The following is a 12,884-nucleotide window of genomic DNA, read 5'->3' on the forward strand; positions in this document are numbered from 1 at the left end:
TTCCCAACCGAGTTTGCTTCCTCTGTTTTAAAGTCCTAGATAAGATTCTACTGCCGCCTGCATCTCTGCTGCTGCAACAGTTGTCTTGTGACGAACTGGAGCTGTTTCGAGGCCATCAACTGCTGGTGGCACTGCTACTCCTGAAATTTCGTGTAATTGAGCCAAGGCTTCAAAGTCGCCCAAACCTGATTGCCCAGTTACAGCTTCTACTGCAACCACTGGGAACTTGTATGGACTAGCTGTTGAAGCAATCACCGTCTTAGTCACATCGCCTGTTGCTGCTTGGTATTTTTTATAAACTGCTGAAGCAACTGCTGTATGAGGGTCCTCGATATAAGCATCTGCCTCATAAACACGCTTGATTTCTACGGCTGTTTCCGCTTCAGTAGCATACTCTGCTGCAAAAAAGTCAAGAATCGCTGTATCAAAATCAGTCAATTCATACTGACCTTGGTTATTCAAAGCATTCATGAGTTCAGCTGTTTTAACCGCATCATTACCCAAAAGATGGAAAATGAGACGCTCCAAGTTTGAAGAGACCAAGATATCCATAGATGGGCTAGTAGTTACCTTAAACTCACGCTTCTTGTCATAAACACGAGTTTTGAAGAAGTCTGTCAAAACATTGTTGTCATTTGAAGCACAGATTAGCTTACCGACTGGTAGGCCGATTTGTTTGGCGTAAAAGGCAGCCAAGATATTTCCAAAGTTTCCTGTCGGTACGGTGAAGTTAACCTTGTCACCAGCCTTAATCTCGCCAGTTTTAACAAGCTGAGCGTAGGCATAAACATAGTAGACAATCTGTGGGACCAAACGACCAATATTCATAGAGTTAGCTGATGAAAACTGGAGCTTGTTGGCTGCCAATTTCTCACGAAGAGCCACATCATTGAACATATGTTTCACGTTTGTCTGAGCATCGTCAAAGTTTCCATCAATAGCGATAACATGGGTGTTTTCGCCCGTTTGAGTGGTCATTTGTAACTCTTGCACCTTGCTGACACCGTCTTTTGGATAAAAGACGATGATTTCCGTACCTGGGACATCCGCAAATCCTGCCATGGCAGCTTTACCAGTATCTCCAGACGTCGCTGTCAAGATGACAATCTTGTTTTCCAGGCCATGTTTCTTGGCAGCTGTTGTCATAAAGTATGGCAAGATAGACAAGGCCATATCCTTAAAGGCGATGGTTGAACCGTGGAAAAGTTCCAAGTTGTATTGACCATCTAGTTTCACAAGAGGAGCAATGGCTGGCGTATCAAACTTGCTGTCATAGGCGCTGGTGATACAGTAGTCCAACTCTTCAGTTGTAAAGTCATCCAAGAAAGCTGACAAGACAAGCTTAGCTACTTCTTGGTAAGAAGCGTCCTTTAATGTTTCAAAATCCAAATCAACCTTTGGATAGCTAACTGGAGTAAACAAGCCTCCATCTGTTGCCAAACCTTGCAAAATCGCTTGGCTGGCTGTTACTGTATTTTTCGCATCACGCGTTGATTGATAAACTAATGTCATAAATCTCTATCCTTTATCTATAGTCTCATCCATTATAACATGATTTTTCAGAAAATTCTCCCTTTATAAGAAAATTATAGAGTCAATTTTTTCTTTCAAAGGCTCTAAATAGGTCATTTCTTGCTGACCTCTTATCTTAAGACCTTGCTCTGCTATCTCTAGCAAGTCTTTTGAGAATTGAACAATTCCAGCTGTCTCCTCATCTGAAAGCTGTTTCTTAGAAAACTGGCGTCTCAAAGATTTGTAGTCACGACCAAATCTCTCAAAGAAAGGTGCTGTTTCTAGGTAAATTTCAAGCTTGTCTAGATTCACCAACAAGCCTAAATGAAAGGCTGCTGAAGAAAAGGTTCGGTCTAGGGGTTGCGTACAAACACTACGAAATTCGACCGTTCCTCGAGTTGTTAAGTCTTGGAATTGGTAACTACGGTGCGTTTGGAAATCCTTCTCTTGAGGAACAAGCAGAGTTTCTTTTCCATTTAGAGTATAGGCAGTAATCTCATCAGTATCTAAGTAATCTCTAGCCCGAATTGGAGAAAAATAGTAGGTTTCCCCATCACGTTCTGCTGTAAAAATCGCAGATCGGTCTAGATAATCAAAGAAATCATCCTCATCTTTGAAGAGTCTGGCATTGACACCGACATTCTCTGGATAAATCCCATGCATGGAGTCTTCCCAAAAGATATCTCGCGAAATCTGAGTATCCCATTCTGCTCCCGAAAACTCAGAATTGGCAAATAAGAAAGCTTTGGCTGCCTCAATCTGAGTGAAAGCATTAATGACACGTAAGTAGTTAGCAGTCGATACATCCAACTGAACTTGACTCCCACAGATAAAGGCTCCATATTGTGGGAAGTCATGCAAATTAACTCTCTCTTGGCGACTTCCCATATGTAGGTAAGCCATCAGCATCTGGTAGCGTGGATAAGCCACAGGTCGATTGTCATTCTGATCCCAGTTTGGGTGAATCCCCCAGCCCTGGATAGCATGATCCTTTTCGCCTAATTTTTCCTGAATGACCTTCATATAAGCTTGAAATCGTCCTTGGACCTCTTGGATTTTCTGGGCTCTACCAAAGGCAAACTCCAAGGTAGTGTAGGAAACCTCAAACAGAATCCGATCCTGACTCTTTGGTTCTACAAGTTGAATTGGATTGCCATCCTGGTCCTCTTTTTCAACTTCCAGATGGAGAGCATCCACCAAAAAGCGCATCAAGTCCTTACTGACTTCAATATCTGTCGCTTGCCCATTTACATGAACGATAGGAAACTCCAACTCAATCCCAATATAGAGATCTGGATCTTCTTTTATATTTTTTAAATAACGGTTTTTCAATAACTGAACAGAAGGGGACATAGATACCTCTCACTCTAAATTCTCTTACTAGAAAGAACAATTGCTTTCTATATTATACCAAAATCCCCTCGGGAAGGAACTCAGAAAATTTGCTGAAAACCTTAAAGAGGCGATCTAAAGTCAACTTTTCTAGCATTTATAGGTATTTACTCTCCAATGCATCAATCTTACTTGTTCAATTTTCACAGTCTTATCAACCGGTTAAGCGATTACATGTTTTTTTACCTCAAAACCATTGTACTATAGTAAATATAGTGATATACTTCACATATAAGTAAATAAGAGGGCAGTTCAAATTCGACTTCACTTGAAAACCTCTCAAGCCAAGCCCCTTTTCCACTGCACCTCAACGAATCATCAAGGAGGATAGCTATGAAAGCTGTTGTTGTAAATCCAGAAGGCACTGGTGTTGCTATTGAAGAAAAAGTTCTCCGTCCACTCGAAACTGGGGAAGCTCTTGTAGAAGTTGAGTACTGTGGTGTCTGCCACACTGACCTCCACGTTGCACATGGTGACTTTGGTAAAGTTCCAGGACGCGTTCTCGGTCACGAAGGTATCGGTATCGTCAAAGAAGTTGCTCCTGATGTAAAAAGCCTCAAAGTTGGCGACCGTGTCAGCGTAGCTTGGTTCTTTGAAGGCTGTGGTATGTGTGAATACTGTACAACCGGACGAGAAACTCTTTGCCGTTCCGTAAAAAATGCAGGCTACTCAGTTGACGGCGGTATGGCTGAACAATGTATCGTAACTGCAGATTATGCTGTTAAGGTTCCAGATGGTCTCGATCCAGCCCAAGCTTCTTCTATCACTTGTGCCGGTGTTACTACATACAAGGCTATCAAAGAAGCAAAAGTTGAACCAGGCCAATGGGTTGTCCTCTATGGTGCTGGAGGCCTTGGTAACTTGGCTGTCCAATACGCTAAAAAAGTATTCAACGCTCACGTTATCGCAGTTGATATTAACAATGATAAACTTGCCCTAGCTAAAGAAGTTGGTGCAGATATCGTGATTAACGGTCTTGAAGTCGAAGACGTTCCAGGTCTTATCAAAGAAAAAACAAACGGTGGTGCTCACTCAGCTGTCGTAACAGCTGTATCAAAAGTTGCCTTCAACCAAGCAGTTGACTCTGTTCGTGCAGGTGGTCGTGTAGTAGCTGTTGGACTCCCTTCAGAAATGATGGATCTAAGCATCGTCAAAACAGTTCTTGACGGTATTCAAGTCATCGGATCCCTTGTTGGAACACGTAAAGACTTGGAAGAAGCCTTCCAATTTGGTGCTGAAGGTCTTGTTGTTCCAGTCGTTCAAAAACGCCCTGTGGAAGATGCCATTGCTGTCTTTGATGAAATGGCTGCTGGAACCATCCAAGGTCGTATGGTTCTAGACTTTACTCACTAAGATAGAAATTAAGCAAAGAATCGAGGTCGGGACAGAAAATCCCACCTCGTTTTTTTGTAATAAAATTTTGACACGACAACTAATTGGACTTGGGGCATTTTTTAGACGCCCAAGAGCACTACTGACGTAAACTTCCTAGTCCCTCTGCTTTTTTATATTAAATTTTTTTACCATTTTATAGATGATTTTATAAAAAATTGATATATCAATATTTGTAAAAATGAAAATTTGAGATTTTTTTCACTCTTTATTATAATTAGTTGCTTTTTTTCTGAAATCGATTTATACTTAAGGAGTCTTAAAGTTTTCTTAAACTACAAGTCAAACATTTTATAAGGAGGAATGACAATAATGAGTATCGGAATCATTATTGCGAGCCACGGTGAATTTGCTGCGGGTATTCATCAGTCAGGATCTATGATCTTTGGTGAACAAGAAAAGGTTCAAGTTGTAACCTTTATGCCAAACGAAGGTCCAGATGATTTATACGCCAAGTTCAACAATGCTGTGGCTGCATTTGACGCAGAAGATGAGGTTCTAGTCTTGGCTGACCTTTGGAGTGGTTCTCCATTTAACCAAGCTAGCCGCGTAATGGGAGAAAACCCTGAGCGTAAATTTGCCATCATCACAGGACTTAACTTGCCGATGTTGATTCAAGCCTACACAGAGCGCCTTATGGATGCTAATGCTGGAGTGGATAAAGTCGCTGCGAACATCATTAAAGAAGCCAAAGATGGCATCAAGGCTCTTCCAGAAGAGCTAAACCCAGCTGAGGAAGTTACAACTGCTGCAGCTGCTCCTGTAGCCCAAGCTGCTATTCCAGAAGGAACAGTTATCGGAGACGGTAAATTGAAAATCAATCTTGCTCGTCTTGACACACGTCTTCTTCATGGACAAGTCGCAACTGCTTGGACACCAGATTCAAAAGCTAACCGTATCATCGTTGCTTCAGATAACGTTGCAAACGACGATCTTCGTAAAGAGTTGATCAAACAAGCTGCTCCTAACGGAGTAAAAGCTAACGTTGTACCAATCAAAAAATTGATTGAGGTTGCAAAAGATCCTCGTTTTGGTGAAACACACGCCCTTATCTTGTTTGAAACACCTCAAGATGCCCTTCGTGCTATCGAAGGCGGTGTGCCAATCAAGACTCTTAACGTTGGTTCAATGGCTCACTCAACTGGTAAAACAATGGTCAATAACGTATTGTCAATGGACAAAGACGACGTTGCTACATTTGAAAAAATGCGCGACCTTGGCGTTGAATTTGATGTACGTAAAGTACCAAACGACACTAAAAAAGATTTGTTTGACTTGATTAGCAAAGCTAACGTTCAATAATTAAAACTAAATAGAAAAGGAATAAAACCATGTCAGATATTTCATTCATTTCTGCTATCTTGGTTGTAGTTGTTGCCTTCTTCGCAGGTCTTGAAGGTATCCTCGACCAATTCCAATTCCATCAACCAATCGTAGCATGTACCCTTATCGGTCTTGTAACTGGTAACCTCGAAGCAGGGGTTATGCTTGGTGGATCACTTCAAATGATCGCCCTTGGTTGGGCTAACATCGGAGCTGCCGTAGCTCCTGACGCTGCCCTTGCCTCTGTTGCTGCTGCAATCATCATGATCAAAGGTGGTAACTTTACTACTGAAGGTATCGCAGTCGCAACTGCAACTGCAATCCCTCTTGCCGTAGCTGGACTTTTCTTGACTATGATCGTTCGTACAATCTCAGTTGGTTTGGTTCACACTGCTGACGCTGCTGCTAAAGAAGGAAACATTGCTGCTGTTGAACGCGCTCACTACTTTGCCCTTGCTCTTCAAGGTCTACGTATTGCTATCCCAGCTGCACTCTTGCTTGCAATGCCAACTGAAGCCGTTCAAGGCGTATTGGAACTTATGCCAGAATGGCTTAAAGGTGGTATGGCTGTCGGTGGTGCTATGGTCGTTGCCGTTGGTTACGCTTTGGTTATCAACATGATGGCTACTCGTGAAGTATGGCCATTCTTCGCTATCGGTTTTGCTCTTGCAGCAATCTCTCAATTGACTTTGATTGCCCTTGGTGTCATCGGTGTTGCCCTTGCCTTCATCTACCTCAACCTTTCTAAACAAGGTGGAAACGGAGGAGGAGGAGCTGCAACTTCTAACGATCCAATCGGTGATATCCTAGAAGACTACTAGAAAGGGGAACAATCATGGCTGAAAAAATTCAATTATCAAAATCAGATCGCCAAAAAGTTTGGTGGCGTTCACAATTCCTTCAAGGTTCTTGGAACTACGAACGTATGCAAAACTTGGGTTGGGCTTACTCTTTGATCCCAGCTATCAAGAAACTTTACACTAAAAAAGAAGACCAAGCTGCTGCTCTTGAACGTCACCTTGAGTTCTTCAACACTCACCCATACGTAGCTGCTCCAATCATGGGGGTTACTCTTGCACTTGAAGAAGAACGCGCAAACGGTACTGATATCGATGACGCTGCTATCCAAGGTGTTAAGATTGGTATGATGGGACCTCTTGCTGGTATCGGTGACCCAGTCTTCTGGTTTACAGTACGTCCTATCCTCGGTGCCCTTGGTGCATCACTTGCTGCGACTGGTAATATCGTCGGACCACTTCTCTTCTTCTTTGGATGGAATGCAATCCGTATGTCTTTCCTTTGGTATACACAAGAGTTTGGTTACAAGGCTGGATCTGAAATCACTAAAGACATGTCAGGTGGTATCTTGAAAGACATCACTAAAGGAGCTTCTATCCTTGGTATGTTCATCCTTGCCGTTCTTGTACAACGTTGGGTGTCAATCAACTTCACTATCAACCTTCCGGGTAAACAATTGTCAGAAGGTGCCTACATCGTCTTCCCAGAAGGTCCTGTTACAGGTGGAGAATTGAAGGGAATCCTCGGCCAAGCACTTAGCGGATTGAGCTTGGATAGCGTTCAACCACAAACCCTTCAAGGACAGTTGAACTCATTGATCCCAGGATTGATGGGACTTCTCCTTACTTTCCTTTGCATGTGGTTGCTTAAGAAAAAAGTATCTCCAATCACAATCATCCTTGCTCTCTTTGCAGTAGGTATCGCAGCTCGTTTCTTCGGTATCATGTAATCTCGGTGAGAATGTACAAACAAAAAAAGAATCAGGTTCATCACCTGATTCTTTTGGCTCTTTGTCAAATAGTGTTGATGAAGAACCTAATCAACAAAAATTGGACTACCTGTCTCCGGTTGAATTCCGAAGACGGTAGCCCTAGGGTGTTTTTATTAAATTCTCACTTTTTGGGGTCAGTCCCTAAGCCTGATAATAGTTTCTTGTTCATACTATTCTCCTACTAATATTTTATGAATATATTAATACCTATATTGTTATAAGATGTAGATATTGTTGCTAATATCAAATATTTCTATTTAATCTTCTTATAAATATATACATGTTAATATATTAAAATCTTTAAGTATTTATAACTATAGTTCCTTAATTTTCCCAGTAAAAAAACGAAAGGCACCACAAGTTATTTATGTGTTTTCTTTAAACGATTCATGTACTTCTGTCGCAACTTCTCACCCGCCTTTAATTGCGGTTACGATAGATTGAGGACCTAAATATGCATCACCTGTTATTAGTTCATTTCTATTGGACTCTGATGTTGACCGAAAGTCAAATTTTTACCTTTCATCTAGAACACTAAAGTCTACTTTTGTTCAATTGCTGCAACGACAAGGTCACATGGAATAATATGTTCACTACCTGCCAGTTCATGCGTTGATCTTCTTCCACTTTCATCAGGTTCACCAAGTTCCATTGTAATAACCTTTACACCAGTTACTTTCCCACTCTCATCACGCAATACTTCTTTAATATTCTCTAAGAAATGGAATGTAACACCTTCATTGTGTACATCTTTGATTTGTAGTGTAGCTTCTAGTATATTGTTCATATGGTCATCATCCTTTTGTTTTAGGTTTCAGCGCTTTTAATATAATGGATGTTGGCCTTTTTGTATACACTAAAATAGGGTTGGTGGAAAAATTCCATCAACCCTAAAAATTATAGAACCACACAAAACCCTGACCATCTCTGGTCAGGGTTTTGTATTTCAAAAATTATTCTGTAAATTCTATAGTTACTTTTACTTCAGAATCCATTGAAGAAAATATTGTTTTATAATAATTGATTGCAGATTCTTTAATTTCACTCTTAAATTTATCTAAATACTCTGCTTGTTTATCACTAGAAAGTTGGTTTGTGACCAATTTCCCAGTATCAACATCTTCTGTAGTCCCACTTAACAACTCTCCATGATTATCATACAAATTGTAAGGATTATCTTTTGAAAGTTCCACACCAATTACTTCAAATTTTGGAACAATAACCTTATATTCTTTTTCACCTATTTGTTCAACCTTTACACTACTTTTAATCCCAAATTTAGCGTTATAATTTAAAATTACTAATGCTGTTTTTTTAGAGAACGGCACATCATGCCCAAAAACTTGAGTTGTATTTGTTTTAGTAATAATTTCATTAATTCCCGCATTCAAAAATACAACTTCATTCACTTTTTCAATACTTTCGATATTAATTGACGATTTGACTTCTGATTTTTGTTCCTTAGGTAAGAAAAATAGCACTCCAATAGCTATAATAGCTATTAATACCACATTCAATAGTACACTAAACATATTAACTTTCTTCTTTAATATAGACAAGATAAAAAAACCTCACTTTAAATAATCTATCTAAAGTTTACACTTTCTAAAGAAAACAGTCAATATTTTTTCGTACTATCTTCTAAAATTAATTGTACCTATTAAAAATGAAATTAGTTTGTTGCATTTGATTTTATTTTTTGAACACCAAATCCATTTAAAATTGAGTGCTATTTTGAGCACTAAAAAAGGGCTCTTTGTCAAATAGTGTTGATGAAGAATTTTAGGAAGGGATTAAGCAACTAATTGTTGCTTAATTCCTTTTTGTTTTGGGCCAAACATTTTTGTTATTAAGATAATCCTGTTTCTAAAATGGTAATAGTTTTTAAAACCGTAGGTATTTCTTTTAAGCACTTTTATTTTATTGTTTATTCCTTCGATGGGGCCATTTGTTCTAGTTGGATACTCACAAGTATTTTGAATATATGGCAAGTAAGTCATAAGAGTCTTTAATACTCTTTTTAAACCAGGAGATAGGTCTAATTGCGTAGCTGCTTCAATCGTTTCCTTGAATTCTATATAATCTCTATCCTGTATACATTCACGAAGTGAATGTACAACCTCATAATCATGTTTAAGAGATGGATTGTTTTCTAAGATATAATCCACAATTCCTTGGGGTGTCATAAAGCTTTCAAAAAGCTTATAACGATTATATTTATAGTTCTGAAGTTCATTAGGGTTCTTTAAAATTAACTTCCAATAATGTTTTAACTTTCGATATAATTTAGGATTTTTATAACGATGCTGATTCATGACACGTACCCGAGTTCGATTTAATTCTCTATTTAAGGCTTGTACGATATGAAAAGGATCAATGATAATTTTAGCGTTAGGAAACATTTCTTTTATTAATTGAATGTACGGTAAGTACATGTCGATGGAGATAGTTTTTACCTTTAATCTAGTCTTAGGCTCAAAACGATGAAAATACTTTTTCAAGCTGTAAGATTTTCTATCTCGTACAACATCGACCAGCTTGTGTGTAGTGCTATCACAAATAATGAAGCTCATATTACTATCGGAAGATTTGACGGATTTAAATTCATCAAAACACAAATGCTCAGGTAAATCGTGTAATGGTTTAATCTTTAGTAAACGTGTTGTATCATCTATGATACGTCTTACCGTATGAACTGAAACATTTGTTTCTTTTGCGATATAGGTTTCAGATACTGTTTCACTTATTTTTGATTTAATTTCGTTTTTTAAGCGTTTAGAGATATGACAGTGTTTTTCTACGATTCGACTAGTGTCTGCGGTAAATGAAGAGCCGCATTCTCTACAGAGAAATCTCTGCTTGCGTAGATTTAAGTAAGCCGCTAGGCCTGAAACAGAACAGAGAGTGATACGAGATGTTTTCGTGCCGTTTTTAACGATATTATTATTTCGGCTAACACACCCACAAACGGTACAAAATTCTGGTTTATGCGTATAAGTAGCTGCATAAAATAAAGATTTTCTCTTTTTAAATATCTTCTCTTGAACTTTATTATCCCAAATAATGTTTTTATCTTTGATTTGTAGTGTAGCTTCTAGTATATTGTTCATATGGTCATCATCCTTTTGTTTTAGGTTTCAGCGCTTTTAATATAATGGATGTTGGCCTTTTTGTATACACTAAAATAGGGTTGGTGGAAAATTTCCATCAACCCTAAAAATTATAGAACCGTTCTTTTTATATCTCATTTATTCAGCCAAGGCACCCATTGGATCCCATGGTGCAAGGACGATTGGTTCTGCTTCATAGGCAGCTTGTTCTTCTGCTGTTAGTAATTCCTTACGAACAACAATTTGGTAAGTGTACTCGTCCATCCAAGCATCTGAAGCAACAAAGTAACCATCTGTACCGACCTTGTCTCCCCATGAGTTTTCAACTTTCCACTTGATTGATTTGCCATTTTCATCCAAATCAACACCTGTCAAGACCATGGCGTGGGTCATCAAGCTTTCGCTGTAGTCCAAACGTCCAGCCTTGTCTTGAGTGAGTTGAATGTCCATGCTTGATTCAAAGTCATAAACATCTGTCGCAAGGATTCCCGCTTTACGGTTGCTGAGCTGGCCGACATCAGAACCAAACCAAACAGTCTCTCCTGCTTGCATTTGAGCAATCGCCAATTCTTTCAAGCGTTCCATAGGTACGTTGATATAGCGAACTGCACGGCTACCAACGACATTTCCCAACATCTCAACTGTGTATGATTTGCCATATGGTTTATCAGCAGTTGGAGCATTGATCACAGAAACGTAGTCTTCTAATGGAAGGTCGACATATTTCTTGTAAAACTCTTGTGGAGTGATACCTTTTTCGCTTTGGTAGTTATTGTCTTTATCACGATAAGCAAAGTCAAATTTACGTGGTGGGAGACCTAGTGACATTGCAAGGAAGTTAAAGATTTCTTGCAAGAGGTCTTCTTTCTTAGCCTGAACAGTTGCTTGATCAGCACCTGAAGTCAAGAGGTCACGTAAGATTTGAGCATCTTGACGAAGTAATTTATTAAGAATGGCATTAAGCTCACGACTGCTACTAGATGAAACAGACTCTGGATAAACAGACTTAGGAACAACACCGTATTTCTCAAAGAGAGAAACCACCATATCCCACTGACCACCATCTTGTTGTGGGGTTTGGAGTAGGAAGCTAACCTTACGGCTCGTCAATTCTTGGTCAGCAGTTGCAATCACTTGCTCCAAGAACCAGTTAGATTTTTCATACTTGTCCCAGAAGAAGGTGTGGGCTTGTGACAATTCAAAGTTTTCAAGTTTGTATTGAGAGATGAGTTTGTGGCGGAAAGTGTTGAGGGCCGCAAACATCCAGCATCTACCAGAAGCTTTCTGGTTAGTAACCTTATCCTTTGTCAAATCAAGTGAGAAAACTGGTGTGTTGTCGACATGGCTTTGACGACGCTCAAGGGCTGCAAAAATTCCATTATGGCTAGCAGCATTTTCGATAGCTTGGTATTTGACATTTGCTTCATAATTAGCAAATAATTTATCTGTAAATGATTCTTGAATAGCGTTCATAAAATCCTCCTTTTATTCTACAGTCTATTATAACTCTTTTCACAAAGGAAGCAACCAAAAACTGAAAAAGGCAAGGATATTTTCCTCACCTTTTTCAAAGATTCCACAGTTTACCCAACACTTTCGCGCAAGCCTTCCACTTCCTCTTTGGTTAAGCGACGCCATTCCCCACGCTTCAGATTTTCATTCAAGGTCAAAGTTCCCATGGTCAGACGTTGCAAGTCCACCACTTCCTTGCCACAGTAGGCTACCATCCGTTTAACCTGGTGGAATTTCCCTTCTACAATGGTCACACGAACCAGACTTTGATTTTTTTCTCTATCAAGAGCCACAAGCTCCAGCTTAGCAGGCTGACAGGTAAAGTCTTTGAGCGGAATCCCCTGAGCAAATTTCTCTACATCCTCTTGGGTCATAATTCCCTTGACCTGCGCCAGATAAGTCTTATCCACATGGCGTTTAGGAGAAAGAAGAGCATGAGCCAGTTGGCCATCATTGGTCAAGAGCAAGAGTCCATGCGTATCGATATCCAAACGCCCTACTGGGAAAACTTCCTTTGAACGAGCTAAGTCATCCAACAAATCCAACACAGTCTTATGTTTTGGATCTTCAGTTGCTGAAATAACACCCTGGGGTTTGTTCAGCATATAGTAAACAAACTCCTCGTAGGTTAGCTTTTGCCCGTCAAAACAAATCTCGTCTGTCTCTTCATTGATTTGTAGCTTGGCAGATTTTTCCTTTTTACCATTGACCGTCACGCGCCCAGCCTTTAGAAAGTTTTTAACCTCTGTCCGACTTCCTACGGTGCAGGCAACCAAATATTTATCTAATCTCATAGTACTATTATACCATGAACAAGCTTAATCTTATACTCTTCGAAAATCTCTTCAAACCAC

The 12,884-nt window shown here is 39.6% G+C and carries 11 protein-coding genes; 4 read left to right on the forward strand and 7 right to left on the reverse strand.

Annotated features, from left to right (window positions below; translation table 11 throughout):
* Positions 1-27: 27 nt before the first annotated feature.
* Together thrC and HMPREF2619_RS02495 are read right to left on the reverse strand one after the other, a co-directional pair.
* Positions 28-1,512, reverse strand: a complete 1,485-nt coding sequence (gene thrC, locus HMPREF2619_RS02490; RefSeq protein ID WP_070458789.1) for a threonine synthase — start codon at positions 1,510-1,512, stop codon at positions 28-30.
* 63 nt (positions 1,513-1,575) lie between these two features.
* Positions 1,576-2,865: a glutamate-cysteine ligase family protein gene (locus HMPREF2619_RS02495; protein ID WP_070458791.1), complete on the reverse strand. Its 1,290-nt coding sequence runs from the start codon at positions 2,863-2,865 to the stop codon at positions 1,576-1,578.
* Positions 2,866-3,237: 372 nt separating this feature from the next.
* Between HMPREF2619_RS02495 and adhP the strand changes: the two genes are divergently transcribed.
* The 4 genes from adhP to HMPREF2619_RS02515 all read left to right on the forward strand — a co-directional run bounded on the left by adhP (position 3,238) and on the right by HMPREF2619_RS02515 (position 7,366).
* Positions 3,238-4,257 (forward strand): alcohol dehydrogenase AdhP, encoded by a 1,020-nt coding sequence (gene adhP, locus HMPREF2619_RS02500; RefSeq protein WP_070458793.1) that lies wholly within the window; start codon positions 3,238-3,240, stop codon positions 4,255-4,257.
* Positions 4,258-4,608: 351 nt separating this feature from the next.
* Positions 4,609-5,598 (forward strand): PTS sugar transporter subunit IIB, encoded by a 990-nt coding sequence (locus tag HMPREF2619_RS02505; RefSeq protein WP_070458794.1) that lies wholly within the window; start codon positions 4,609-4,611, stop codon positions 5,596-5,598.
* 29 nt (positions 5,599-5,627) lie between these two features.
* Positions 5,628-6,440: a PTS mannose/fructose/sorbose transporter subunit IIC gene (locus tag HMPREF2619_RS02510; RefSeq protein ID WP_001280303.1), complete on the forward strand. Its 813-nt coding sequence runs from the start codon at positions 5,628-5,630 to the stop codon at positions 6,438-6,440.
* Between the two features lie 14 nt (positions 6,441-6,454).
* Complete coding sequence (locus HMPREF2619_RS02515; protein WP_070458795.1) at positions 6,455-7,366, forward strand: PTS system mannose/fructose/sorbose family transporter subunit IID; 912 nt, start codon at positions 6,455-6,457, stop codon at positions 7,364-7,366.
* 583 nt (positions 7,367-7,949) lie between these two features.
* Here HMPREF2619_RS02515 and HMPREF2619_RS02520 read toward each other — a convergent pair.
* The 5 genes from HMPREF2619_RS02520 to HMPREF2619_RS02545 all read right to left on the reverse strand — a co-directional run bounded on the left by HMPREF2619_RS02520 (position 7,950) and on the right by HMPREF2619_RS02545 (position 12,824).
* Complete coding sequence (locus HMPREF2619_RS02520; protein WP_070458797.1) at positions 7,950-8,195, reverse strand: glutamate synthase; 246 nt, start codon at positions 8,193-8,195, stop codon at positions 7,950-7,952.
* Between the two features lie 166 nt (positions 8,196-8,361).
* Positions 8,362-8,940 (reverse strand): DUF4230 domain-containing protein, encoded by a 579-nt coding sequence (locus HMPREF2619_RS02525; protein ID WP_083279572.1) that lies wholly within the window; start codon positions 8,938-8,940, stop codon positions 8,362-8,364.
* Positions 8,941-9,201: 261 nt separating this feature from the next.
* Positions 9,202-10,518 (reverse strand): ISL3 family transposase, encoded by a 1,317-nt coding sequence (locus tag HMPREF2619_RS02530; protein WP_070458801.1) that lies wholly within the window; start codon positions 10,516-10,518, stop codon positions 9,202-9,204.
* Between the two features lie 138 nt (positions 10,519-10,656).
* On the reverse strand, positions 10,657-11,991 hold the full coding sequence (gene pepC / locus HMPREF2619_RS02535) for an aminopeptidase C (RefSeq protein WP_070458803.1): 1,335 nt from the start codon (positions 11,989-11,991) through the stop codon (positions 10,657-10,659).
* A 110-nt stretch (positions 11,992-12,101) separates the two neighbouring features.
* Entirely contained in the window at positions 12,102-12,824 is a 723-nt protein-coding gene (locus HMPREF2619_RS02545; protein WP_070458805.1) for a pseudouridine synthase, read from the reverse strand.
* Positions 12,825-12,884: the final 60 nt, after the last annotated feature.

It is taken from the genome of Streptococcus sp. HMSC074B11 (assembly GCF_001808705.1).
Lineage (GTDB): Bacteria > Bacillota > Bacilli > Lactobacillales > Streptococcaceae > Streptococcus.